At 58.9% G+C, this 22,547-nt stretch carries 27 protein-coding genes and 1 tRNA gene; 20 read left to right on the forward strand and 8 right to left on the reverse strand.

Features of this window, described 5'->3' with window-relative positions; genetic code table 11:
• The first annotated feature begins 22 nt into the window (after positions 1-22).
• From WC529_05905 to WC529_05935, 7 genes are read left to right on the forward strand one after another with little or no spacing between them, the layout of a single operon-like run.
• Positions 23-253 carry an AbrB/MazE/SpoVT family DNA-binding domain-containing protein gene (locus WC529_05905; protein ID MFA5113808.1) on the forward strand — a complete coding sequence of 77 codons (231 nt, stop codon included), beginning with the start codon at positions 23-25 and terminating at the stop codon, positions 251-253.
• A 15-nt stretch (positions 254-268) separates the two neighbouring features.
• A complete protein-coding gene (locus tag WC529_05910; GenBank protein MFA5113809.1) occupies positions 269-1,594 on the forward strand; it encodes a TolC family protein in 1,326 nt (441 codons plus the stop codon).
• Positions 1,595-1,616: 22 nt separating this feature from the next.
• Positions 1,617-2,486 carry an efflux RND transporter periplasmic adaptor subunit gene (locus tag WC529_05915; protein ID MFA5113810.1) on the forward strand — a complete coding sequence of 290 codons (870 nt, stop codon included), beginning with the start codon at positions 1,617-1,619 and terminating at the stop codon, positions 2,484-2,486.
• Positions 2,487-2,535: 49 nt separating this feature from the next.
• Complete coding sequence (locus WC529_05920; protein MFA5113811.1) at positions 2,536-3,177, forward strand: ABC transporter ATP-binding protein; 642 nt, start codon at positions 2,536-2,538, stop codon at positions 3,175-3,177.
• Positions 3,174-4,367, forward strand: coding sequence for an ABC transporter permease (locus tag WC529_05925; protein MFA5113812.1), 1,194 nt, complete (start codon positions 3,174-3,176; stop codon positions 4,365-4,367). Before WC529_05920 ends, WC529_05925 begins: the two co-directional genes overlap by 4 nt.
• 29 nt (positions 4,368-4,396) lie before the next feature.
• Positions 4,397-5,566, forward strand: coding sequence for an ABC transporter permease (locus WC529_05930; protein MFA5113813.1), 1,170 nt, complete (start codon positions 4,397-4,399; stop codon positions 5,564-5,566).
• On the forward strand, positions 5,563-6,438 hold the full coding sequence (locus WC529_05935) for a protease inhibitor I42 family protein (GenBank protein ID MFA5113814.1): 876 nt from the start codon (positions 5,563-5,565) through the stop codon (positions 6,436-6,438). Before WC529_05930 ends, WC529_05935 begins: the two co-directional genes overlap by 4 nt.
• Here WC529_05935 and WC529_05940 read toward each other — a convergent pair.
• From WC529_05940 to gmhB, 6 genes are read right to left on the reverse strand one after another with little or no spacing between them, the layout of a single operon-like run.
• On the reverse strand, positions 6,427-6,921 hold the full coding sequence (locus WC529_05940) for a TlpA disulfide reductase family protein (protein ID MFA5113815.1): 495 nt from the start codon (positions 6,919-6,921) through the stop codon (positions 6,427-6,429). The two genes, WC529_05935 and WC529_05940, sit on opposite strands and share 12 nt — an antisense overlap.
• Positions 6,918-7,925, reverse strand: a complete 1,008-nt coding sequence (gene trxB, locus WC529_05945) for a thioredoxin-disulfide reductase (GenBank protein ID MFA5113816.1) — start codon at positions 7,923-7,925, stop codon at positions 6,918-6,920. Before trxB ends, WC529_05940 begins: the two co-directional genes overlap by 4 nt.
• Positions 7,922-8,947, reverse strand: a complete 1,026-nt coding sequence (locus WC529_05950) for an LptA/OstA family protein (GenBank protein MFA5113817.1) — start codon at positions 8,945-8,947, stop codon at positions 7,922-7,924. The genes trxB and WC529_05950 overlap by 4 nt, the downstream gene beginning before the upstream one ends.
• 1 nt (position 8,948) lies before the next feature.
• On the reverse strand, positions 8,949-9,548 hold the full coding sequence (locus WC529_05955; GenBank protein MFA5113818.1) for a hypothetical protein: 600 nt from the start codon (positions 9,546-9,548) through the stop codon (positions 8,949-8,951).
• Positions 9,545-10,990, reverse strand: a complete 1,446-nt coding sequence (gene rfaE1 / locus WC529_05960; GenBank protein ID MFA5113819.1) for a D-glycero-beta-D-manno-heptose-7-phosphate kinase — start codon at positions 10,988-10,990, stop codon at positions 9,545-9,547. Before rfaE1 ends, WC529_05955 begins: the two co-directional genes overlap by 4 nt.
• 8 nt (positions 10,991-10,998) lie before the next feature.
• A complete protein-coding gene (gene gmhB / locus WC529_05965; GenBank protein MFA5113820.1) occupies positions 10,999-11,568 on the reverse strand; it encodes a D-glycero-beta-D-manno-heptose 1,7-bisphosphate 7-phosphatase in 570 nt (189 codons plus the stop codon).
• Positions 11,569-11,600: 32 nt separating this feature from the next.
• Between gmhB and recR the strand changes: the two genes are divergently transcribed.
• The 8 genes from recR to WC529_06005 are packed head-to-tail and all read left to right on the forward strand — an operon-like array spanning position 11,601 to position 17,690.
• Positions 11,601-12,200: a recombination mediator RecR gene (gene recR / locus WC529_05970; protein MFA5113821.1), complete on the forward strand. Its 600-nt coding sequence runs from the start codon at positions 11,601-11,603 to the stop codon at positions 12,198-12,200.
• The gene (locus tag WC529_05975) at positions 12,197-12,901 is read left to right on the forward strand and encodes a YIP1 family protein (GenBank protein ID MFA5113822.1); all 705 of its coding nucleotides are present in this window, start codon (positions 12,197-12,199) and stop codon (positions 12,899-12,901) included. Before recR ends, WC529_05975 begins: the two co-directional genes overlap by 4 nt.
• Positions 12,880-13,458, forward strand: a complete 579-nt coding sequence (locus WC529_05980; GenBank protein MFA5113823.1) for a 2-oxoacid:acceptor oxidoreductase family protein — start codon at positions 12,880-12,882, stop codon at positions 13,456-13,458. The genes WC529_05975 and WC529_05980 overlap by 22 nt, the downstream gene beginning before the upstream one ends.
• Positions 13,455-13,766, forward strand: coding sequence for a 4Fe-4S binding protein (locus WC529_05985; GenBank protein ID MFA5113824.1), 312 nt, complete (start codon positions 13,455-13,457; stop codon positions 13,764-13,766). The genes WC529_05980 and WC529_05985 overlap by 4 nt, the downstream gene beginning before the upstream one ends.
• The gene (locus WC529_05990) at positions 13,754-14,926 is read left to right on the forward strand and encodes a transketolase C-terminal domain-containing protein (GenBank protein ID MFA5113825.1); all 1,173 of its coding nucleotides are present in this window, start codon (positions 13,754-13,756) and stop codon (positions 14,924-14,926) included. The genes WC529_05985 and WC529_05990 overlap by 13 nt, the downstream gene beginning before the upstream one ends.
• An 18-nt stretch (positions 14,927-14,944) precedes the next feature.
• Positions 14,945-15,868 (forward strand): thiamine pyrophosphate-dependent enzyme, encoded by a 924-nt coding sequence (locus tag WC529_05995; GenBank protein MFA5113826.1) that lies wholly within the window; start codon positions 14,945-14,947, stop codon positions 15,866-15,868.
• Positions 15,865-16,143 (forward strand): HU family DNA-binding protein, encoded by a 279-nt coding sequence (locus WC529_06000; GenBank protein MFA5113827.1) that lies wholly within the window; start codon positions 15,865-15,867, stop codon positions 16,141-16,143. Before WC529_05995 ends, WC529_06000 begins: the two co-directional genes overlap by 4 nt.
• Positions 16,140-17,690, forward strand: coding sequence for a R3H domain-containing nucleic acid-binding protein (locus WC529_06005; protein ID MFA5113828.1), 1,551 nt, complete (start codon positions 16,140-16,142; stop codon positions 17,688-17,690). Before WC529_06000 ends, WC529_06005 begins: the two co-directional genes overlap by 4 nt.
• Here WC529_06005 and nadB read toward each other — a convergent pair.
• Positions 17,681-19,270 (reverse strand): L-aspartate oxidase, encoded by a 1,590-nt coding sequence (gene nadB / locus WC529_06010; protein ID MFA5113829.1) that lies wholly within the window; start codon positions 19,268-19,270, stop codon positions 17,681-17,683. The genes WC529_06005 and nadB overlap by 10 nt on opposite strands.
• Positions 19,271-19,310: 40 nt before the next feature.
• On the opposite strand from nadB, the gene WC529_06015 reads away from it, so the two are divergent.
• From WC529_06015 to WC529_06025, 3 genes are all read left to right on the forward strand, one after another.
• Positions 19,311-19,547: a hypothetical protein gene (locus tag WC529_06015; GenBank protein MFA5113830.1), complete on the forward strand. Its 237-nt coding sequence runs from the start codon at positions 19,311-19,313 to the stop codon at positions 19,545-19,547.
• Between the two features lie 10 nt (positions 19,548-19,557).
• A tRNA-Gln gene (locus WC529_06020) sits at positions 19,558-19,631 on the forward strand.
• Positions 19,632-19,674: 43 nt separating this feature from the next.
• Entirely contained in the window at positions 19,675-20,109 is a 435-nt protein-coding gene (locus WC529_06025; protein ID MFA5113831.1) for a pyridoxamine 5'-phosphate oxidase family protein, read from the forward strand.
• A 42-nt stretch (positions 20,110-20,151) separates the two neighbouring features.
• On the opposite strand, the gene WC529_06030 is transcribed toward WC529_06025, so the two are convergent.
• Positions 20,152-21,153, reverse strand: coding sequence for a hypothetical protein (locus WC529_06030; protein ID MFA5113832.1), 1,002 nt, complete (start codon positions 21,151-21,153; stop codon positions 20,152-20,154).
• Between the two features lie 194 nt (positions 21,154-21,347).
• Here WC529_06030 and WC529_06035 point away from each other — a divergent pair, with 194 nt between their 5' ends.
• Both WC529_06035 and dusB read left to right on the forward strand, forming a co-directional pair.
• On the forward strand, positions 21,348-21,563 hold the full coding sequence (locus tag WC529_06035; protein ID MFA5113833.1) for a DUF167 domain-containing protein: 216 nt from the start codon (positions 21,348-21,350) through the stop codon (positions 21,561-21,563).
• A complete protein-coding gene (gene dusB, locus WC529_06040) occupies positions 21,550-22,530 on the forward strand; it encodes a tRNA dihydrouridine synthase DusB (protein ID MFA5113834.1) in 981 nt (326 codons plus the stop codon). Before WC529_06035 ends, dusB begins: the two co-directional genes overlap by 14 nt.
• The last annotated feature ends 17 nt before the right edge of the window (positions 22,531-22,547 follow it).

A 22,547-nucleotide genomic window follows, 5' to 3' on the forward strand; every position in this document is an offset into this window, starting at 1 on the left:
CATGCATTAAGGAGGCAGCGTTATGGAAGGAATCTTTTACGACACGGTGACGGTCGGCGAACGCGGCCAGGTCGTGATCCCGGCCAAGGCCCGCCGCGATTTTAAGATCAAAGCGGGGGATAAACTGGTTGTCCTGCAGGGACTGGGGATGATGGGGTTGGTCTTCGTCCATGCCCGGCACATGGATATTATGTTTAAAAAAGTGACGGCCCATATCGGCAAGATGAAAAAATTGCTCTCCGGGAAAGGGTGAGGTAAAATTATGAGCATGACAAAAAACGCGGTTATCCTGTCCGTTTTCCTGTCTTTGGCCCTGGCCACGGCGGCGCCGGCGTTGACCTTGAGCGACAGCGTCAGCCTGGCGCTCAAACAGAACCCGGCCGTCCTGGCTTCCCAGAAAAAGGCGGTCGCGGCCGGCGCCAAGCTTAACCAGGCGATCGGCTCATTTTTCCCAACGGTCAAGATCGACGGTTCGCTGGGCCGATCTTATGCCCAGCCATCGACCGTCCAAATTACCACTCCGACCACGATGGGAGTGGTCACCCAGAACATGACCTTTGGCACCGACGCGGTGATGACCAGCAAGTCCCTGCAGGGGTCGCTGTCCCAGCCGCTCTTTGTGGCGGCGCTGGTCCCCGGCTACAGCATTGCCAAGCGGGGCGCCGACCTGGCCCAGCAGGACCTGCGGCGGACCGTGATCGACACTTCATATAATGTTACGCAGTCTTACTACGGAGTCCTGGCGGCCCAAAAATTGGCCAAATTGTCCGAGGAATCCCTGCAAATGGCCCAATCGCACCAGCAGCAGGTGCAGTCGATGCTGAACGCCGGGGTCGTGACTAAGGCCGACTTGCTCCGGACGGAGGTCCAGGTCGCTAATTCCGAGGTCGCCCTGACCCAGGCGAAGAACGGGGTTGAGCTGGCCAAAGATGCTTTTAACAATGCGCTGGGGAACGACCTGGAACAGCCGGTCGCGATCAAGGAAGAGGGCTTTACCGGCAAGATCGCCGGCCTGCCGTCTTACAAGGACCTGCTCGGCCAGGCTTATGCCAGCCGGCCGGATTGGCAGCAATTCCTGCTGACAACCGGGATCAGCGAAGATACGCTGCGGCTTTATCAGTCGGAATACTTGCCGACCGTTTTGCTCTCGGCTTCGACCGGCAACCAGATCTCCGAATATCCGGCGTACAAGTTCGACGTCAACAGCTGGCGGGTCACCGGCGCCGGCTCCTGGACGCTGTTCGACGGTTTAGGCCGGGAAAACCGGATCCGGGAAGCTTCTGCCAACCTGGACGCGCAGCGCTCGACCGAAGAACAGGTCCGGAACGGGATCGCGCTGGAGGTCCGGGACGCGCTGCTCAGCCTCAAGGCGACGCTGGACACGATCGGCTCGACCCAAAAAGCGGTCGATTCCGCCGAAGAAAGCTACAAAGTTTCCTCGACGCGCTACCAGTCCGGCGTCGGGACCAACCTGGAAGTGATCGACGCGCAGGTCGCGCTCAATCAGGCCCGGGTCAACAATTTACAGGCGCTGTTCAATGTCGAGATCGCCAAAGCGAAGATCAATAAAGTGATCGGAAAAGAGGTATTGTAAAATGGCAAACAACAAGTTCCAAATGAAAAGGTGGATGTGGATCGTCGGCGGCTTGGTTTTGTTGCTGGTGAGCTGGTCCGGTTACAACTGGTATAACCGCGACGTGGTCGGCGTTAAAGTAGCGACCGTTGTCGAAGGGCCGATCGAACAGGTCGTGACCGCCAGCGGGATCGTCGACGCCCCGGTCTACGAATTAAGCCCGAAAATGGGCGGCAAGATCATGGTGATCAACGTACGGGAAGGCCAACGGGTCTACGGCGGGCAAACGCTCGCGGAATTTGACGATACGACCAGGTTGGTGGCGCCGGCCAACGGGATCGTCGCCAAGGTCAATTACGACCCGGGCGAGACCGCGACCCCCGGACAACCGGCGATCGTCGTGGTCAATTACTCCCGGCCCTGGGTCAACGCCCAGATCGACGAGATCGATATCGGCAACGTGCGGATGGGGGACAAGGTCAAGATCACTTCCGACGTCTATCCGGACAAGGTCTTTGCTGGGGAGATCTACTGGATCGCCCCGCTGGCGGAGCTGCGCAAGGTCGGCGGCCGGGTGAAAATGGACGAGGAATCGTACGTGTTCCCCTGTAAGATCCGTTTTCTGGACGGCAGCCGCGAGCTCAAGGTCAACATGTCGGTCAACGTCGACATCGCCACCAAAAAGAACGACCGTGCCCTGATCGTGCCGCGCGAAGCGCTGGTCAGCAAGAACGACAGTTCGTTCGTTTATCTGGTCAACAAGTTCAACCGGGTCAGGGAGGCCAAGATCGAGATCGGGATCCGCTCGTTCAGCAGCGTGGAAGCGGTATCGGGACTCAGTGCCGGTGATCTGCTGGCGGTCAGCAACGTGACCAAGCTGAAGGACAGGGGGAGGGTCAAGATTGAGCGCTAACAGCGGCCAGCCGGTCGTCCGGATCACCGACGTCAGACGGACCTACCAGATGGGGACGGTCGAGGTCAACGCCCTGCGCGGGATCAACCTGCGGATCGAAAAAGGCGAGTTCGTCTCGATCATGGGCCCGTCCGGTTGCGGTAAATCGACCCTGATGCATATCCTCGGGTGTCTTGACCGGCCTTCGGCCGGCGATGTCCGGTTGGATGAGGTCGATGTTGACGAGCTTGATGACAACAGCCTGGCGGAGATCCGCAACAAGAAGGTCGGTTTCGTTTTCCAGACTTTCAACCTGCTCCCGAAGCTGAACGCCATTGAAAATGTTGAACTGCCGCTGATTTACGCCGGCATCGGTTTTGAGGAGCGGCGGGAAAAAGCCGCCAAGCTGCTGGAGATCGTCGGGCTCAAGGAACGGATGTACCACAAGCCGTCGGAGCTCTCCGGCGGGCAGAGCCAGCGGGTGGCGATCGCCCGGTCGCTGGCCAATGATCCCTCGCTCATTTTAGCTGATGAGCCGACCGGGAACCTCGATTCGAGCAGCGGCGAAGAGATTATTCGTCTTTTTAAGGAATTGAACCGCAAGGGGATCACCTTGATCATTGTTACCCACGATCAGGAGATCGCCGACCACAGCAAGCGCATTGTCCGCCTGAAAGACGGATTGATCGTTTCCGACGAACCGGTAAAATGATCAACCTGGTCGAACCTTTCAAGATCTCGGCCGCTTCGCTGCTGGCGAACCGGACCCGCTCGCTCCTAACGATGCTCGGCGTGATCATCGGCGTCGCGGCGGTCATCACCCTGGTCTCGATGGGCGAGGGGGCGAAAAGCTACATTTTAGACCAAGTCGGCAGCTGGGGCGTCGGCTCCAACAGCATTACGATCAATCCCGGCGAAGAGAATTCGCACACGATGGAGATGAGCCTGACCTACGCCGACGGCCAGGCCTTGCGGGCCAAGGTCAATAATCTCGAGTACCTGATGACCGAATTCGTCGGCCGGGGCCGGCTGAACTACGGGAAAAAAGAATACAAACCGGGTTACACGCTCGGCGTGTCGGCCGATTATCCATACGCTTATAAACAAAAAGCGGACGTCGGACGCTTCTTTTCCCACGCCGAGGATGCCGGGCGCAAACGGGTGGCGGTCATCGGTAAAACGGTGGCGCGCAATCTGTTCGGTGAAAGCACGCCGGTCGGCGAGAACATCAAGATCAACGGCATCGGCTTCAAGATAGTCGGCCAGCTGGAAGAGAAGGGGACGATGCTGACCTACGACATGGACGACATGGTGCTGATCCCGTCAACGCTGTCGGAACTGGTCCTGGGGACCAATAAGATCTGGGAGATGTTCGTGACGGTCGATAACGAAAACCAGGTGCCGCAGGCGGTGCAGGAGATAAAAAAGATCCTGATCGCGCGCCACCGCAAAGAAGACTTTCACATCCATACCCAGCAGGGAATGATCGATATCATTAATAATATTTTAAACGCCATGACCGGCATCGTTTCGGCGATCGCGGCCATTTCCCTGCTGGTCGGCGGGATCGGCATCATGAACATCATGCTGGTCGCGGTGACCGAGCGGACGCGGGAGATCGGCATCCGCAAGGCGATCGGCGCCAAAGGGCGCGATATTTTCCTGCAATTCGTGATCGAATCGGTCCTGATCACGATGGGCGGGGCGCTGATCGGCATCACGATCGGGACGCTGGCCGCCTGGGGGATCATGGCCTGGCTGAAAATGAGCGCCGTAATCGCCTGGGGGGCGGTTTACATGGCTTGCCTGGTCGCTTTCCTGGTCGGGACTTTCTTCGGGGTCTATCCGGCGATGCGCGCTTCCAAGCTCGATCCGGTCGAAGCCTTGAGGTTCGAAGTATGAACGTATTGTTATATTCCATTTGGGAAGAGATGAAGCAAGCCTGGCGCGCCTTGCTGTCGAACAAGGTTCGCAGCGCTCTGACGATGCTCGGCGTGATCATCGGCATCTTTTCGGTCATTACGCTGGTAACGATCGGCGAGGGGGCCAAGAGCTACGTGACCGACCAGATCAAGAACCTGGGCGCCGGTTACGATTCGTTTATCCTGGTGGCGGGCAAAGATCAAAGCGCCCCGCCCAACCCCAAATTTACCTTTGCCGATATCGCTCTGTTCAAAAGCCGGGTGCCGGAGATCAGGGATGTTGTGGCGCTGAATATCGGTTCCGGCGACCTGTCGTACGGAAAAAAGACGGTCAAGAGCGCGGCGGTTATGGGGATGACGGCGAATGCGCTGGAACTGATGGGGGGGGGAATGGCGAGCGGCCGCTATTTTACCGAAGCGGAAGTCGAAGGGCGGCGCCGGGTAGTGGTGATCGGGCCCCGGGCGGCAACGGAGCTGTTTGGCGAGAGCGATCCGTTGGGCGAACGGCTCAAGATGGACGGCAACCAGTACCTGATCATCGGCGTCTCCGAAGCGCGCGGCAGCATCGGCCCGATGGACATGGACCGGCGGATCACGCTGCCGGTCACGATCGTTAAAAACATGTTCGGCAATTATAATATTATGCGTTTCAATATTTTCCCGAAAGACGTCAATAAGCTGGATGAGGTCAAGGAAAAAGTCCGGGTGGTCACTTTGCGCCGTCTGGGCAATGATGATTTCCGCTTCATGACCCAGCAGGGCATCTTGAACATCGTTAATAACATTCTCGGCGCTTTGACCGGTTTTATTACCGGGATCGCGGCCATTTCCCTGCTGGTCGGCGGGATCGGCATCATGAACATTATGCTGGTGGCCGTCAACGAACGGGTGCGGGAGATCGGCGTGCGGAAAGCGATCGGCGCCAAAAGCCGGGACATCGTTCTGCAGTTCTTGGTCGAATCGATGATGATCAGTTTGATCGGCGGGTTCCTCGGTATTATCCTCGGTTTGCTTGGGGCTTTCCTCATCATGTTCTTTATTAAGGGGACGCTGGTCATCGCCTGGTGGGCGGTCATCCTGGCGACGGTCGTTTCGGCCGCGGTCGGCATATTCTTCGGCGTTTATCCGGCCATGCGGGCGGCCAAGCTTGATCCGGTCATCGCCCTGAGGTACGAATGAGGCGACGGAGCGGTTGGCTCGGTTTTTTGCTGGCGGCGGTCGTGTTGGTCGGCTGCAGCGGCGGCGAGAACGAACGGTCTTATGATAACCGCGATTTTGGTTTTTCCGTCGATTATCCGGCCGGTTATCAGGCTAAACCGCTCAACTGGGTCAAGGCAGAGAATGGCGTTGAACTGAAAGCCGGCCAGCGCACCATTACCGTCCAGGCGCTGCCGACCGGGACCGACTACGCCCAAATGCCTTTTGACCGTTACGTCCGGCTTGCCGCTTCGGTCGATATCCAGAACTTCACAAAACTGGTCCGGATCGAACCAGTCACTTCCGCTTATAACGTCAAAGGTTACAGAACTTACTGGGAGGTTGTACGGCACGAAGATACCGACAGCGGGGAAATTAATCAGCAGACCATAGTTGGTCCGCTCTATTATTTCCCCCTGGCCAAAGCCCGTAAACTTGGCGCACAGCCGGTCAAGGCGGTCATGATCTATCCGGACGAGGGGCTGTCGGCCGAAGCGGCAGCGATCGCGGCCAGTTTTCGTTACCACAATTCCTTTGTCACGCTGCTGCGCAACCAGCAGCACGGTAAAATGTTCTGGGCGAAGAAGGACCGGCCGTTCCGGATCGAACTGGCCGCCAATCCGACCACCGGTTATAACTGGTATATCGCCGCCCTGGACGAGACGCGGTTCAAGGTGCGGCGCTCCGGCTATGATCCGGCCGCGACCGGCCGGGTGGGGAGCGGCGGGACAAGTTTCTGGGAGATCGTGCCGTTAAAAAAAGGTTATGGCGATATCAAGCTGCTTTATTACCGGGTGTGGGAGGGGCCGGCCAAGGCGGTGGACCGGTTCGCGGTCAGGGTCTTAGTCCTTTAACCACTCCGCCAGCGCTTTTTTGACGTTCTCGTCGTAATCCACCAGGACCTTGGCGATCACGCCGTCGCGGCCGATGCAGAACGTGGTCGGGATGATCAGGATCTGAAAAGCATCGCTCGCCGTCAGTTTCCGGTCGTGCAGGACCGGGAAATTCGGGTTGGCAGCGGCCAGGAAAGAGCGCAGCTGCTTGGTCTTTTTATCGAACGAGACCGCCAGGACCTGCACGTCGCCCGGATGCGCGGCGGCGATCTCTCCCAGCAGTTTCAGCTGAGCCTGGCTGGACTTGCTCCAGCTGGTAAAAAAGGTGAGCACCACTTTCTTGCTGCCCAGGTAATCCTGCAGGGCGAGCGGTTTGCCGGCCAGAGTGGTTAAGCGCAAATCCGGCGCCTGGCAGCCGGCCAAAGGACCGGTCTCCGCCCGGACGGGGAGGGCCGACAGCAGCAGGACCAGGCCGATCATGATATAGGTAAAGACTTTTTTCATCCGCTTGTGATTATACGCTTCCCGTTCGGGGAGTCAAGTTTTTCCAGGTAACGGCGGACGGCATCGGCGGCGATCGCGCCGTCGGCCGCCGCGGTCACGATCTGGCGCAGGCTCTTGGCCCGGATATCGCCGGCGGCGAAAACGCCGGGGGTGGCCGTTTGCATCTGCTCGTTGGTCAAAATGAAACCCTGGTCGTCCAGCTTGACCAGCGAGCGGTACGGGGCCGAGTTCGGTTTGTTGCCGACGTAAATGAACAGCCCGTCCACCGGCACGTTCAGGCTTTTCCCGGTCTGCAGGTCCTTGACCGCGACCAGGTTGACGGTTTTATCGCCGCTGATCTTTTCGACGACCGAGTGCCAGTGGAAGTAGATCTGCGGATGGCTTTTGGCCCGGTCGGCCACGATCTTGTCGGCCCGCAACTGGTCGCGGCGGTGGACGATCGTGACCTTGCCGGCGTAGCGGGTCAGGAACAGCGCTTCCTCGACCGCCGCGTTGCCGCCGCCGACCACCATGATGTTCTTGTCCTTGTAGAACGGCCCGTCGCAGGTAGCGCAATATGATACCCCTTTGCCGCGGAACTCTTCTTCGCCGGGGACGCCGAGCTTGGCGATCTCCGTGCCGGCGGCGATGATCAGCGCCCGGGCGGTCAGGCTTTGCCCTTCGACCTGCAGGGTGAATTGGGCGTTCTTTTTCTTGACCGTCTGGGCTTTTTCCCAGATGACCTTGAGCCCCAATTTTCCTACCTGTTCTTCCATCTGGCGGGCGAGGGTCAGGCCCGCGATACCGTCCGGGAAACCGGGATAATTCTCGACCTGAAAAGTGGTCGAGGCCAGGCCGCCGAGCACCATTTTCTCGATCAACACGGTATTAAGGCCGGCCCGCAGCGCGTACAGGGCGGCCGTCAGTCCGGCCGGTCCGCCGCCGATGATCGCCAGGTCGTACTGGCTCCGGCGGCCGGCTGTTTGGGGTTTTAATCTCGGTTTAGCGGCCAGTTGCAGGCTCATGGTTTGCTCTGCTCCTCGCCGATCACGACGCGGCTGCGTCCGGCCAGCGCGATCTTTTGTTCCGCGAGCGAAACGACGATCCGGTCGCTGGACAGGTTATTCCCCGCCTGATTTGCCCGGGCGTCGCCGGTCAGTACGACCTTTTGGCTGTCGACCAGGTAATCGGCCGCCGAGCCCGACGCGCTGATATCCTTGTAGGTGACCCGCACGTCGCCCGTCAGTTTCAGGACCTTCGCCGTTTGGCGATAGCTGGCGGCCTGGGCGGTGATCCTGGCTTCCCGCCAGGAGATCACCGGGTTGCCGCGGGCGGTCAAAAGATCGGCCGCGCTGGCGATCTCAAAGCTCACCGCTTCGATCGTGACCGGCGCGCTGCCGGACGAAGCGATCTGGAACCGCGGCTCCCCTTCCAGCACGACGTTGTTGAATTCGACGTCCCCTTTGAGCGTTGCCGCCTGGCCGCTGACCTCGCCCTTGTTCAGGCTGATCCCACCGGTACAAAGCAGGAGCTGGTCGGCGACTTTCCAGCTCAGGTTCTTGGCCTGGAACCAGTAGCCGAGCCCCTGGCGATAGGCCTGGGGGAGGTTGAAGACCGAGAGCGGCTGGGCTTGCAAGCCCTTGATCAGCGCCAACACCTGTTTTTCGTACGCGGCGTCATAACCGAGCGGCTTGTCCAGGTAGATCTCCTGTTTGTTCATCTCCCAGAGGGCGGCCGGCGAGCGGAATTTGAGGACGGCTTTCCCTTTTTTGTAGAAAGTCCCCCGGGTATTCTGCAGGGTGGCCAGGCCGGTGTTCTTGTTGACCATGGCGCTGACGGCTTGCAACTGCCAGAATTTTTCGCCGTTGGAGTTTTCCTCGAAGCTGACCTGCTTGAACGACAGGTCGGCCTGTTTGGCTTGTTCCATCATGGTGGTATAAATGAGCTGCGATAGGTCTTTTTTGGGAGCGAACAGCGCCCAGTAGAAGAGCCAGCCGACGAACGCCAGGCAGAGCGCGGTTAGGGTGATCTGCCAAAAACGGCTCATGTTAATAGCCTAGCGCGCGCAACCGCAGAGCTTCCATGATCTCGGAAAATCCTTTCCATTTATCGCCTTTGCGGTTGTAGCCTTCGCCCAGCAGGGCGTGGAGGGCGGCGACGTTGCTGTCGATCTTCAGTCCCCGGCGGGTGTAGTCCATGGCGGTGTCGACTTCGCCGAGCTCGCCGTAGATCAGGGCGATATAACCGTAAGCCCAAACATTGTAGGGATCGATCTTCAGGACGTTGTCGAGCTCGCGGATCGCCTCTTTTTTCCGGTCGTTGAAATAGTAGGCGAAAGCCAGCCGGAAACGGAGCCGCCAGTCGCTGGGGGCGGCAGTGACTTTAGCGATATAGAGTTCGAGCCCTTTTTTCCGGTAGCCGGGATCGAGCTCGACCGTTTTTTTCAGGTTGGCCCAGCCGTCTTGGAGATTGTTGGTGTAGGCCATGGTGATCGCCAGGTCGAACCGGGTGTCGGGATCGGTCGGGTTTGCCCGCACGGCCGCCTGTTTCTGCGCCAGTTCCTTTTGCAGCTCCGGCGTGATGCGCCAGGCGCCGGCGCCGCCAACGACTAACAATAAACAACTAACGACCAGTAAAGCTTTTTTCATTGCTGCTTGCCCAAGATCTTGGCCACGATATTGGTGGTCGAGCGTCCTTTAATGGGCGGGATGACCACGACCTGGCCGCCGAGCGATTCGACCAGCTTTTTCTCCGGCAGTTCGGACGCCTTATAGTCGCCCCCCTTGACGTGGATCTGCGGGCTGATCGCCTTGAGCAAATTATCCGGCCGCAGTTCGCTGAACAGGACGACAAAATCGACGCACTCCAGGGAAGCCAGGATCTCGGCCCGTTCCAGCTCGGAAACGTAAGGCCGTTCGGGCCCCTTCAGGGCGGAGACCGAGGCGTCGGTGTTGACGCCGACGATCAGGATGTCGCCGAGCTTTTTTGCTTCCCGCAGATAACGGACGTGCCCCAGGTGGAGGATGTCGAAACAGCCGTTGGTGAAAACGATCTTGTTCCCTTCGGCGCGCAGGCTCCGGGCGATCGCGGCCATTTCCTGGCGCAGCTTGATCTTGCGGGCGATCGGCTCGCGTCCCTCCAGGGCGACTTCCAGCTCGGCCAGGGAGCAGGGGGCGGTGCCGATCTTGCCGACCACGATCGAGCCGGCGTAATTGGCGATCGCGCACGCTTGCTTCATCGGCGCGCCGGCCGTCAGCGCCAAGCTTAAGGTCGCGATCACGGCGTCGCCGGCGCCGGTAATGTCAAAAACCTCCCGGGGGATCGCCGGGATATGGGTCGGGCCTTTTTGGTCGAACAGGCTCATCCCTGCTTTCCCGCGGGTGATCAGGACGTAGCGGCTGCGGACCGCGCGGAGCAGGGATTGTCCGGCTTTTTTCAGGTCGGCCTCATCCCGGATCACGATCTTGGCGGCCAGGGCGGCCTCCTTCTGGTTCGGGGTAATAATGGTGGTCCCGCGGTATTTGGCGTAGTCGAACCCCTTGGGATCGACCGCGACCGGTTTCTTGTGGCGGTGGGCGAGTTTGATCAGGAACTGGCAAAGCGCCGGGGTGACCAGGCCTTTTTCGTAATCGGAAATGATGACCGCGTCGACCCGGGTGATCAGTTCTTTCAGGCGTGCCGTGATCTTTTTCGCCAGCAGCGGGGAAACCAGGGTCCGGTCTTCCCGGTCGACCCGGACCATCTGCTGGGACGCGGCGATGATCCGCGATTTGAGGATCGTCGGGCGGTCGTTGTCCCGGAGCAAATACGCGGTTGGGATCTTGGCCTTGCTCAGGGCTTTGACCAGCTTATCGCCCGAGCTATCGTTGCCGATGATGCCGACCAGGTAGGGGGTCGCCCCCAGCGCGGTGATATTGGCCGCGACGTTGCCGCAGCCGCCCGGGACGTGAGTGGTTTTGACCACGTCGGCGATCGGGACCGGGGCTTCCGGCGAGATCCGGGTAACCCGGCTCCAGATATGCTCGTCGAGCATCAGGTCGCCGAAGACCAGGACCTTTTTCCCCTTGAACAAGGGAAGGTATTTTTTCAAGCTTTCCATTATTTGCCCTCCTTGATGATCCAGGCGACCGCTTCCGCCAGGCTGGGCGCGGTGTGGTCCGGCTTGTCGGCCAGTTTGGCTTTTTCCCGGCTGCCGTGGCCGGTCAGCACAAAGACCGTCCTGACGCCGGCGGTTTTACCGGCCCGCACGTCGCAGCTGTGATCGCCGACCATGAACGAGCGGCCCAGGTCGAGATGATGGTCTTGGGCCGCTTGTTTGATCATGCCGGGACTCGGTTTGCGGCAGGCGCACTCCTGCCGGTAAGGGTACACGCCGTGTTCGGGATGGTGCGGGCAATAATAAAAGGCGTCGATATGGCCGCCGCCGCTCAAGACCTGCTTATGGATGAACTTATCGATCGTTTGCACCATATCCTCGCTGAAAAAGCCCCGGGCGACCCCGGATTGGTTCGTGATGACGATGACCTTGAACCCGGCCTGGTTCAGTTGCCGGAGCGCCTCGATCGAACCGGGGAGAAAATGGACCTCTTTGGGAGTGCTGATGTAACCGGAATCCTCGATGATCGTCCCGTCGCGGTCGACAAAGACCGCCCTGCTGGTGCCTTGCATATTGGCCAATTATAGCATAAAATGAAAAAACGATGTACGCGGAATCGCTGGCGAAATTGATCGACGAACTGCAAAAACTCCCCGGGATCGGGCCAAAATCGGCGCAACGGCTGGCTTTTTTCCTGCTCGGGAGCTCGCGGCAGAGCGTTGAGGCCCTGGTCGGCTCGATCCTGCAGGCCAAGGACCGGCTTAAATACTGTTCCCAGTGCTTTAACATCACCGATATCGATCCCTGCCGGATCTGTGCCGACGCTTCCCGCCGCGCTGACCAGATCTGCGTCGTCGCCGAGCCGAAGGACCTGGTGGCGATCGAGCGTTCCGGAGTGTATAATGGAAAATATCACGTCCTGGGCGGCGTTATTTCACCGCTGGACGGGGTCGAGCCGGACAGTTTGCGGATCAAGGAACTGCTCGCCCGGCTTAGCCGGAGCCCGGTCAAGGAACTGGTCCTGGCCATTAGCCCGACGACCGAAGGGGAGGCGACCATCATTTACCTGAACAGGCTGCTCAAGCCGCTGGGGGTCCAAATGACCAGGATCGCTTACGGCCTGCCGATCGGCGCCGACATGGATTACGCGGACCCGGCGACCCTATCGAAAGCCCTGGAAGGGCGAAGAGAGGTTAATATATGAGCAAAACCCTGAAGGAGTACTTTATTACCTGGTGGACGATCATGGCCAGGCCGATCCTCTTTTTTACCCGCCTGAAAGAAGAAGATTGGAAAGAAAAAGCGCTGACTTTCCTGCTGCAGACCGCCTGGCTGCTGGCGGCGCTCGTTGCCCTGACCATTTTCATCGTGCAGTACGTCCCGATCGGCGCGACCCTGGTCGAAGCGGTCAGGGGGTGGAAGCTGATCGTCGTGCTGCCGGTACTGGTGACCCTGGCGCTGGTCTTTTTCCTGATCACGGCTTTTATCCTGGGGGGTCTGCTGGTCGTCGGCCTGGGCGCGGCTTTCTACGGGATCGGCGCGGTCCTGCATTATACATATATACTAATGGGCGGCAAAGGGCATTTGCCGAGGATGATCCAGCAGTCGTTATACAGCAGCGCCGTTACCCTGGCCGGCGTTATCCCGTGCTTGCTCGCGGTGTTTACCCGTTACGGCCTCTTGGACTTTGCGCTGTTCCGGGTCGGCTATAATCTGTTCTACGGTTTGACCGTGCTCTACGTTTACGGCTTGTGGGCGGTCTCGGGCCGCCGGGTCTACGGCGTGCCGAAGTGGCTGGCGTTCACCGGCGCGTTGGTCCCGGTAATTATCCTCTTGATTTTCGGCCTGGCTTTTGATAAGATTGCGCTTGGAAAGTTGGAAGCATGGATAGCACCGTTGAAATAAGATGGCATGGTAGAGGAGGGCAGGGCGCAAAAACCGCTGCCCTTCTTTTTGGCGAAGCGGCCTTGTCGCTCGGCAAGAACATTCAGGCGTTCCCTGAATACGGGCCGGAGCGGATGGGGGCGCCGGTCGCCTCTTTTAACCGGATCTCCTCCCAGCCGATCAACCTCCATTGTTCGATTACCGAGCCGAGCGTCGTGATCGTCCTCGATCCGACGCTGATGGACTCGGTCGACGTCACGGCCGGTTTACCGGCTGACGGCAAGATCATTGTCAATACCAAGCAATGCCCGGCCGATATCCGGAAACAACTGAAGCTCAAAGGAGCCAAGGTCTTTACCGTTGATGCCTCCGGGATATCCAAGGCGACGATCGGCCGGGATATCCCCAATACGCCGATGATGGGTGCGTTGGTCAAAGCGTCCGGACTTTTGCCGATCGACTCGATGATCAAAGATACGGAAGAAAAACTAAAAAAGAAATTCGCTTCCAAGCCGGAAGTCATTAAAGGGAACCTGGAAGCGATCAAACGCGCTTATAACGAGGTAATTGGCGAATGAGCGAAGCAAAACCAGGCTGGAAATCACTGCCCGAAGGCGACGTCGTCAAGGGCGGGTCGGCCGCTGAATTCAAGACCGGGGATTGGCGGAGCGAACGGCCCGTTTGGTTCCCGGAAAGATGCATCCACTGCATGTTCTGCTGGATCTCCTGTCCGGACTCCTCGATCATCGTTAAAGACGGGAAAATGACCGGCATTGACTACGATCACTGCAAAGGGTGCGGGATCTGCGTCAAGGAATGTCCGGTCAAACCGAACAAAGCGTTGGAAATGAAACCAGAGAGGGAAGAAGCAGGATGTCAAAAGTAGTAGCGAAGACGGGCAACGAGGCGATGGCGGAGGCGATGCGCCAGATCAACCCCGACGTGGTCGCCGCCTATCCGATCACCCCGGCCACCGAGATCGTCATGATCTTTGCCAAATACGTGGCGGACGGCCTGGTCGATACTAATTTCGTGGCGGTCGAATCGGAACATTCGGCGATGTCCGCCTGCGTCGGCGCTTCGGCGACCGGCGCCCGGGTCATGACCGGGACCTCTTCGCAAGGCTTGTGTTTAATGTACGAGATCCTGCCGATCGCCGCGGCGCTCCGGCTGCCGATCGTGATGTGCGACGTGAACCGCGCCATTTCCGGGCCGATCAATATCCATTGCGACCACTCGGATACCATGGCCGCCCGCGATTTCGGCTGGCTGCAGATCTTTTCCGAGAACTCCCAGGAAGCCTACGACAGCCTGATCCAGGCGGTCAGGATCGCCGAAGACCCGCGCGTCCACCTGCCGGCGATGGTGACGACCGACGGCTTTATTATCAGCCACTGCCTCGACCGGATCGAAATCGTGGAAGATAAAGAGGTCAAGGAGTTCATCGGCGGGGACCGCAAGTCGGCCAACGGCCTGCTTGACGTCAATAAGCCGGTCTCTGTCGGCTTGCTCGACCTGCAGGACTATTATTTTGAACACCGGCTGCCGGTCGCCCAGGCGATGAAAGACGCCAAAAAGGTCATTTTGGAAGTCGGCGAGGAATTTGCCAAGAAATTCGGCCGGAAATACGGCTTGTTCGAAGCTTATAAGCTTGACGACGCCGAGATCGCCATCGTCGCGCTCGGTTCGACCTGCGGTACCGCCAAGGTCGTGATCGACGAGCTCAGAGCCAAGGGAGTGAAGGCGGGGATGCTCAAAGTCCGCGTTTTCCGGCCGTTCCCGGCCGAAGAGATCGCCCAGGCGCTGGCGAACGTCAAGGCGGTCGCGGTGCTTGACCGGTCCGACGGCTGGGCGGGCCAGGGCGGACAGGTTTTCGCCGAGGTCCGCTCGGCGCTGTATGCCGAAGCCAAAAGGCCTAAATTGATAAATTATGTCTACGGCCTGGGCGGCCGCGAGATCGACCTGCCGCTGCTCCGTTCGGTCTTTACCGCGCTGCAGAGCGTGGAGAAGCAGCCGCTGGTGCAATACTTAGGGGTTAGAGAGTAGAGGGATAGGGAGTAGCAAATGGCATCGTTAAAAGAATTATCGACCAGAAAAGAGCCGCTGACCGGCGGGCACCGGATGTGTCCCGGCTGCGGCGCGCCGATCGCCGTCCGGCAGATCCTGTTAGCCAGCAAGGACCCGGTCGTCGTGGTTTCCGCGACCGGTTGCCTGGAGGTTTCGACCACGATCTTTCCGTACAGCGCCTGGAACGTTCCCTTTTTACATAACGCTTTCGAGAATGCCGGCGCGACGCTATCGGGCGTGGAAGCGGCCTACCAGAACTTTAAAAAGAAAGGGAAGATCACCCAGCATATCAACTTTGTCGCTTTCGGCGGCGACGGCGGGACCTATGACATCGGCCTGCAATCGCTCTCCGGAGCGATGGAGCGGGGTCACGATCTGCTTTACGTCTGTTACAACAACGAAGCGTACATGAATACCGGGGTCCAGCGCTCCGGGGCGACCCCGATGGGGGCGAACACCACGACTGAGCCGGCGGGGAAAGTCGGCCAGGGGAAAGTCCAATGGCGGAAAGACCTGACCGAGATCATGGTCGCCCACGGCATTCCTTACGTTGCCCAGGCGATCATCGGTAACTGGGCCGATCTGACCCGGAAGGCGGAAAAAGCTTTCTCGATCCGGGGGCCAAAGTTCATGAACGTTCTGCAGCCGTGCCGCTTGGGGTGGGGTTATAAACCGGAAGAGACCCTCGTCCTGGCCAGACTGGCATTCGACACCTGCTTTTGGCCGGTCTACGAAGTGGAGAACGGGGTCTACAAAATTTCCAAGCCCAAAGAGAAAAAACCTGTGGTAGAATACCTAAAGACCCAGGATCGGTTCCGGCACCTGTTCAAGCCCGGCAATGAGCAGCTGCTGGCAAGCATCCAATCCGAGGTTGACCGGCGCTGGGTGCAGCTGTTGGCCAAGGAGGAGAAAAAAGCATGAACAAGAAGCAGTTAGCCGGCAAGGTTGGCGAGAAAATGGACCTCTCCAAAGCCGAGGCGGAGCGGATCATTGACGCCACGCTCGAAGAGATCACGGCCGCGCTCAACAGCGGCCAAAAGGTCCGCCTGGTCGGTTTCGGCAATTTCGTGGTCCGCAAGCGGAAGGGCCGGGTAGGCCGCAATCCGCAGACCGGCGCGACGATCACCATCGGCGAATCGCGCTGCCCCGCTTTTGTCCCCGGGATCAACCTGAAAAAGACCGTCAAGGGTAAATGACCCCCTCGGCCAAAGAACGCTCCGTTCCCTTTGGCGACAAAGAGATCTTTGAAGAGATCCTCAAGCTGCTCAACATCCTCCCGTTAGACATCCAAAAGGTCTTAAAAGAATCGGACGATCTGTCGTCCCTGGTCGAGGTCGTGCTGGACCTGGGAAAGCCGGCCGAGGCGCGTTTTGCCAAAAGAACGATGATGATCGGCGGGACCGTTAACCAGGGAGATATCGACTATGTTACCGCCCGGGTCGGCCAGTTTTCCGGCGACAACCGGGCCGGGATCGAACGGACGCTCCACCGGATCTCCGCCATCAGGAACCGGCTGGGCAAGATCATCGGCCTGACCTGCCGCGTCGGCCGGGCGGTTTACGGCAACAACGACATCATCCAGGACGTGATCGAATCGGGCAAAAATATCCTCTTCATGGGGCCGCCCGGGATCGGCAAGACCACCAAACTGCGCGAAGCCGCCCGCATCCTCTCCGACAAGTTCGGCAAGCGGGTGATCGTGGTCGATACCAGCAACGAGATCGCCGGCGACGGGGATATTCCGCACCCGGGGATCGGCAACGCCCGCCGGATGCAGGTCGCGGCGCCGGAACTGCAGCACCGGGTGATGATCGAGGCGGTCGAGAACCACATGCCGGAGGTCATCATCGTCGACGAGATCGGCACCGAGGCCGAAGCGTTGGCTTGCCGGACGATCGCCGAGCGCGGCGTGCAATTGATCGGGACCGCCCACGGCATCTTGCTCGATAACATTATCAGCAATCCGACCCTGTCCGACCTGGTCGGCGGGATCCAATCCGTGATCCTGGGGGACGAAGAGGCGAAACGGCGCCGGACGCAAAAAACGGTCCTGGAGCGCAAGGCCCCGCCGACGTTCGACGTGGCCATCGAGATCCGCGAACGGGACGTGTTCGCCCTTTATCTCGACGTCGCGCGGGCGGTGGACGGCGAATTGCGCGGTTATCCGTTAAAACCGGAGATCAGGGTCAGGACGGCCGGCGGCAAGATCGAGGTCAAACAGCAGGCGACCAAGCCGATGCCGGAGCCGACCGCGGCGGAGATCGACAAGTCGCTCCAGGAAAAAGATACCGGCCCGCTCCGGATCTACCCTTTCGGCGTCAACAAGCAGGTCATGGAGCGGGCGCTGCGTTCGCTGCAGCTGCCGGCGGTGGCGGCGAACGCGCTCGACGAGTCCGACCTCGTCCTGACGACCAAGTCCAAGGCGCGGGAAGGGACCAAGATCATGCTGGCGGCCAAGGAGCACAACCTGCCGGTCCACGTCATCAAGAAGAACGTTTCGTCCCAGGTCGTCAAGTTCCTCAAATATTATTTCCGGATCGGGCTGGTCGAAGACAGCGAAGACGTCGCCTTGCGCGAAGTCGATGACGCGATCAGAACGGTCCGGGAAACCAGGAAGTCGGTCGACTTGAACCCGCAAAACGCTTACTTGCGGCGGCTGCAGCATCAGCGGGTGGAAGAAGTGAAGATGCATTCCGAATCGGTCGGCGAAGAGCCGACCCGGCGCCTGCGGCTTTACCCCTGACGATAGACCAGGTGCCGCTGCCAGGCGGCGTCGTTCACCGCCGGGTGGTCGGACCGATAATGGGCGCCGCGCGATTCCGTCCGCTCCAGCGCCCCGCGCGTAATTAATTCCGCCACTTGCAGCATGTTGCGCAATTCCAGTTCCCCGACCGAACCGGGCGCGGCCGGTAATTGCCCGGCGACCATCTCCAGCTTATGGCGGGCGTTGGCCAGGCTCTCGGCCGACCGGACGATCCCAACCCCGTTCCACATCGCGCTCTTGATCACCAGCTTGAAACGCTGAATATCTGTTTCGCTGAGGTTTGGCTTAATGCCGAATGCGGAATGCGGAGTGGGGAATGATGAATTCGTAATTCCGCATTCCGCCTTCGCACTTTGGGCTGCTCGATAGCCGAATACGGTTCCCTCAAGCAGGGAGTTGGAGGCCAGCCGGTTAGCTCCATGGACGCCGGTCGAGGCGCATTCGCCCGCGGCCAGCAGGCCGGGGACGTTGGTTTTGGCGTCGAGGTCGCTCTTGATCCCGCCCATAAAGTAGTGGGCGGCCGGGGCGACCGGGATATTGTCCTTGGTGATATCGAGACCGCGTTCCAGGCAGTTCTTATAGATCATCGGGAAGCGGTGCTTGATCTTGTCCGGGTCGATCCCGCGCAATGAGAGGTGGACGTGATCGCTGCCGGTCGCCTGCATTTCCTGAAAAATGGCGCGCGAAACGATGTCGCGGGGGGCGAGCTCCAATTTAACATGGTATTTTTCCATGAACCGCTCGTTGCGGTTATTGAGCAGGACCCCGCCTTCGCCACGGACCGCTTCGGAGATCAGGAATTGGGGGAGGGCGACGATGTCCTCGAACTGCTTGAACTGGACGAGGGCGGTGGGGTGGAACTGGACGAATTCCATGTCGGTCACCGCCGCGCCGGCGCGGTAAGCCATGGCGACGCCGTCGCCGGTGGCGAACTCCGGATTGGTCGTGTATAGGTAAACCTGGCAGACGCCGCCCGTCGCCAGCAAAGTCGCCTTGGCCCGGTACTCAACGATCTCCCCGCTCTGTTTATCAAGCGCCAGGGCGCCAAGGCAGCGGCCGTCGTCCATGACCAGATCTATCCCGACCACCTGTTGGTCGATCCGGACCTTCCCTTCGCCGACCACTTTGCGGCCCAGCGTCCGCTCGATCTCCGCGCCGGTCTCGTCGCCGGCGTGGAGGATCCGGCGGCGCTTGTGCGCCCCCTCCAGGGCGAGGGCGTAACTGCCGCCCCCTTCGGTTTCGGCCCGGTCGAACCGGGCGCCCAGGGTGATCAGCTCGCGGACCCGGTCCACCCCCTCGGTGACCAGGACTTTGACCGCGGCCTCGTCGCAAAGCCCGGCGCCGGCCTCAATGGTGTCCTCAAAATGGAAGCTGGTGGAATCGCTGATCTGGTCGATCGCGGCCGCAATCCCTCCCTGGGCTTTTTCGGTCGCCGTTTCGCCGATCTTTCCCTTGGTTAGCAGGATAACTCGGCAGAACTTGCTGGCTTCCAACGCCGCCGTCAGGCCGGCGATCCCGCCGCCGACGATCAAAAAGTCGCATTCCTTGATCTGGACCATACTGTAATTATACGCTCGACTGTGTTAAAATTAAACCGACATGAACGAGTGGGGCGTCGCTTTCATCAAGTTCACTAACATGAGCCCGGTTTTCAAGGGCGGATCGACCCTGGCCGTCGGCTTGGTTGCCTTGCTGTTCGCTTGGTGGATGCACAAAAGGTGGAAAGAACCGCTGCAATGGCCTTTTTTGCTTTTTATCGGCGTGGCGGCTTTCGTGACGGCCTTTGGCCTGTTTGTCCTGGTTTTTCAGCCGTCGTGGTGGAAGCTTCCTTACTAGCCTGACGCATTGGGGGATCGTCTAACGGTAGGACAGCAGACTCTGGATCTGCTTATCGGGGTTCAAATCCCTGTCCCCCAGCCAACCCTGAATAAAATCGGTATCATTTTATGGTGATGAGATAATTATGAATAAAACAGAAATATTCGAGTTGATCCGAACCAACCCCGGTTTTCACCTGGCGACGGTCGAGGGCGACCAGCCGCGCTGCCGGGGGATGTTCCTTTACCGGGCCGACGAGAACGGGATCGTGTTTCACACCGGTTCAATGAAGGATGTCTACCGGCAGATCACGGCTAACCCGAAAGCCGAACTTTGTTTCAACGACTATAAAAACGGCGTTCAGGTTCGGGTCAGCGGCAAACTGGAGCTGGTGGAGGACAAAACCTTGAAAGATGAAATTGCCGCTCATCCGACCAGGGAGTTCGTCAGGCAATGGAGAAAGAACGGCCTGCTCAAGGACTTTTATAACGAGTTTAAAGTCTACTGCTTAAAAGGCGGCAAGGCGGTTTGCTGGACGATGGCGACCAATTTTGCGCCTAAGCAGGAAGTTGTCCTGTAAGATATCCGTCTGAACGTTTCAGTTAGACTTAACGCCGAGCTTTTATTGAGGCAGATCAATGGCCGGCGGCCAGCGCAATCCTAGTGCAAAAAACATGTCCCTGATATCTTGCGGCATATTCGTTTGTAAATAGTAATAAGCGAGCCGATATAAGATCTTGTCCCCGTTCCCGCTTGATTGGTCGATCAGTTGTCCCGAGAAGAATTTCGCGGCCAATTCCTTTACCGCCGCCGCTTTTTCCTCGTTGTTCTTATCGTCCAGGCACCAATAACTTATATGGGTGGCGTCGAAAAAGATGCTGCCAAAGCTGAGCGCGCGCCTTGCGCCACCGCGAGCCTCGACGGCAAATCGTTTTTCGTCTTTGAGCAGCGCGAAGATCCTGTCAACTAAACGAGCGAACTCCTTCGGATATTTTCTGGCGGAAACGTCGATGACATCGTGGATCACTTCATGGACGACCGTCCAGGGGGCGCACAGTGCCGTCCGTCCAGGCAAGAGAACGAGCCGATCGGCGCGAAAGCCCAATTTATCGTCCATGACGGAAAATACCTTTTTATACAAGGCGCGCTCCCGGCGTTGCGTGGTTTGTTCGATCACCGCCCGATTTAAGAAGAAACCGGCGTGCCCCTTAAACATCCCCAGCGGATCGCCGCCAATGGCCAGCTTTTGAATCCGCAGGAATAATGCGTCATCGACAACTATGTTCAAGTCCGGCTCGGTCAGCTCTTCTCTGACCACGCGGTTTACCCGGGCCAGTATTCCGTCGGTAATTTGGGCGAAACGGCGGTAAATATCCGTTGGAGAGCTTAAGGCCTCGGCGGCGCCGCCGGATTTTGGCCCGATCAACGCGCCGCTTAACCGGCCAAACTCCAAAATATTCAGAGCGGGCAGATCGGCAAAACGGTCGGATCGGCTGGCAAAGGGGACGATCCCCGTTTTGTTAATAGGCCCATGGAGACCGCTATCTCTGTGGCGTCCGGCAAAAGCCGCTTGATAGATATTAACGGGTTGTCCTGCTCTGAACAAAGCAATTTTATTTGACATTGATATTTCTCCGGCCGGGAGCGATAAGCCGGGTATATATCGTGCAAAACAGGGCGAAGTTTCAGCCGGGAACTAAAAAGATCAATACCGCTCAGTAATACCCCAGCCGGTTAAACCCCTGACGGATAACGACCTTGATCAGGTTAATGATAATCCCGGCCTTGTGAAGCGGCCATGGTGTATAATTTTATAACATGCGCTATAACATCAAAGTCGTCCCCAACGCGAAGCAGAACAAGCTGGTCGAGGAACCGGGCCGGCTCAAGGTCTACCTGACGGCCCCGCCGGTCGACGGTAAAGCCAATAAGGCGCTAATTGCTTTCCTGGCCGAACGCTTCGGCGTCAAAAAGTCGGCCGTTCGGATCGTCCGCGGCGAGACCGGGCGGGAGAAGGTCGTTGAGATCGGTTAAGATCGGCGGCTATAAATTGCCGTCGAACGTCCTCCTGGCGCCGCTCTCGGGCGTCTCTGATCTGGCTTTTCGCCTGATCTGCCGCGAGCACGGCGCCAAGTTCGCCTTCTACGAGATGATCGATGCCAACGCGCTGGTCAATCATTCCCGGACGAACGGGCTGCTTTTGGCGACGACCCCTAAAGACAAGCCGCTCGCCGCCCAGCTGGTCGGCGGCAACGACGAAGTAATGCTCAAAGCGGCGCAAATGCTGCTCAAGCTGGTTAAAGTCCCTTTTCTTGATATCAACGCCGCCTGTCCGGTCAAAAAGATGATCCAGAAATATTCCGGCGCGAACCTGTTAAGGCAGCCGGACATGCTTTCCCGGATCATCGCCCGGCTCAGCGACGAATTGCCGCTGCCGGTCACCGTCAAGCTCCGGATCGGCTATCACCAGACCGACGTTAAGGAGTTTGCCCGGTTGGCCAAACGCTGTGAAAAGAGCGGCGCTAAAGCCTTGTTCATCCACGGCCGGACCAAGGCCCAGCTTTACGCCGGCGACGTCGATTACCAGGCGATCAGGGCAGCGAAAGAAGCGGTCGGCATCCCGGTCTTCGGTTCCGGCAACGTCCTGACCCCGGAGCTGGCCAAAAGGATGCTCGACGACACCGGTTGCGACGGGGTGATGGTCGCCCGCGGCGCTTTCGGCTATCCGTGGATATTCGAGCAGATCAATGATTACCTGAGGTCCGGTGAATATCGCCGGGAAATCCCGTTGAACGAGCGGTTGAAGGTTTTAAAAAAACATCTCGGTTACACCGACAAGTATAAAACGATCCGGCCGGCGGCGAAACTCGGCTGGATGCGTAAGGAAGCGATTTGGTATTTGAAGGGATTCCCGGGAGCCGCAGAATTGCGGGGGAGGGTCGGCAAGTCCGCTTCTTACCAGGAGCTGAACGAGCTGATTGACTCGTTAAATGCTCAATGATATGCTGACGGCCGGTG

The sequence above is a fragment of the Candidatus Margulisiibacteriota bacterium genome (assembly GCA_041650855.1).
GTDB lineage: Bacteria > Margulisbacteria > WOR-1 > O2-12-FULL-45-9 > XYB2-FULL-48-7 > JALOPZ01.

What these genes read in the sequence shown, in the direction of transcription:
- WC529_05940 (MFA5113815.1), bottom strand. Translation starts at nt 6,921, where the DNA reads ATGAAAAAAGTCTTTACCTATATCATGATCGGCCTGGTCCTGCTGCTG.
- WC529_06030 (MFA5113832.1), bottom strand. Translation starts at nt 21,153, where the DNA reads ATGTCAAATAAAATTGCTTTGTTCAGAGCAGGACAACCCGTTAATATC.
- WC529_06015 (MFA5113830.1), top strand. Translation starts at nt 19,311, where the DNA reads ATGAACGAGTGGGGCGTCGCTTTCATCAAGTTCACTAACATGAGCCCG.
- WC529_05905 (MFA5113808.1), top strand. Translation starts at nt 23, where the DNA reads ATGGAAGGAATCTTTTACGACACGGTGACGGTCGGCGAACGCGGCCAG.
- WC529_05925 (MFA5113812.1), top strand. Translation starts at nt 3,174, where the DNA reads ATGATCAACCTGGTCGAACCTTTCAAGATCTCGGCCGCTTCGCTGCTG.
- WC529_05910 (MFA5113809.1), top strand. Translation starts at nt 269, where the DNA reads ATGACAAAAAACGCGGTTATCCTGTCCGTTTTCCTGTCTTTGGCCCTG.
- WC529_05995 (MFA5113826.1), top strand. Translation starts at nt 14,945, where the DNA reads ATGGCATCGTTAAAAGAATTATCGACCAGAAAAGAGCCGCTGACCGGC.
- WC529_05915 (MFA5113810.1), top strand. Translation starts at nt 1,617, where the DNA reads ATGAAAAGGTGGATGTGGATCGTCGGCGGCTTGGTTTTGTTGCTGGTG.
- WC529_05920 (MFA5113811.1), top strand. Translation starts at nt 2,536, where the DNA reads ATGGGGACGGTCGAGGTCAACGCCCTGCGCGGGATCAACCTGCGGATC.
- WC529_05980 (MFA5113823.1), top strand. Translation starts at nt 12,880, where the DNA reads ATGGATAGCACCGTTGAAATAAGATGGCATGGTAGAGGAGGGCAGGGC.
- WC529_05985 (MFA5113824.1), top strand. Translation starts at nt 13,455, where the DNA reads ATGAGCGAAGCAAAACCAGGCTGGAAATCACTGCCCGAAGGCGACGTC.
- WC529_05950 (MFA5113817.1), bottom strand. Translation starts at nt 8,947, where the DNA reads ATGAGCCGTTTTTGGCAGATCACCCTAACCGCGCTCTGCCTGGCGTTC.
- trxB (MFA5113816.1), bottom strand. Translation starts at nt 7,925, where the DNA reads ATGAGCCTGCAACTGGCCGCTAAACCGAGATTAAAACCCCAAACAGCC.
- WC529_05930 (MFA5113813.1), top strand. Translation starts at nt 4,397, where the DNA reads ATGAAGCAAGCCTGGCGCGCCTTGCTGTCGAACAAGGTTCGCAGCGCT.
- recR (MFA5113821.1), top strand. Translation starts at nt 11,601, where the DNA reads ATGTACGCGGAATCGCTGGCGAAATTGATCGACGAACTGCAAAAACTC.
- WC529_06025 (MFA5113831.1), top strand. Translation starts at nt 19,675, where the DNA reads ATGAATAAAACAGAAATATTCGAGTTGATCCGAACCAACCCCGGTTTT.
- WC529_06005 (MFA5113828.1), top strand. Translation starts at nt 16,140, where the DNA reads ATGACCCCCTCGGCCAAAGAACGCTCCGTTCCCTTTGGCGACAAAGAG.
- nadB (MFA5113829.1), bottom strand. Translation starts at nt 19,270, where the DNA reads ATGGTCCAGATCAAGGAATGCGACTTTTTGATCGTCGGCGGCGGGATC.
- WC529_05975 (MFA5113822.1), top strand. Translation starts at nt 12,197, where the DNA reads ATGAGCAAAACCCTGAAGGAGTACTTTATTACCTGGTGGACGATCATG.
- WC529_06035 (MFA5113833.1), top strand. Translation starts at nt 21,348, where the DNA reads ATGCGCTATAACATCAAAGTCGTCCCCAACGCGAAGCAGAACAAGCTG.
- WC529_05955 (MFA5113818.1), bottom strand. Translation starts at nt 9,548, where the DNA reads ATGAAAAAAGCTTTACTGGTCGTTAGTTGTTTATTGTTAGTCGTTGGC.
- WC529_06000 (MFA5113827.1), top strand. Translation starts at nt 15,865, where the DNA reads ATGAACAAGAAGCAGTTAGCCGGCAAGGTTGGCGAGAAAATGGACCTC.
- WC529_05990 (MFA5113825.1), top strand. Translation starts at nt 13,754, where the DNA reads ATGTCAAAAGTAGTAGCGAAGACGGGCAACGAGGCGATGGCGGAGGCG.
- WC529_05935 (MFA5113814.1), top strand. Translation starts at nt 5,563, where the DNA reads ATGAGGCGACGGAGCGGTTGGCTCGGTTTTTTGCTGGCGGCGGTCGTG.
- gmhB (MFA5113820.1), bottom strand. Translation starts at nt 11,568, where the DNA reads ATGCAAGGCACCAGCAGGGCGGTCTTTGTCGACCGCGACGGGACGATC.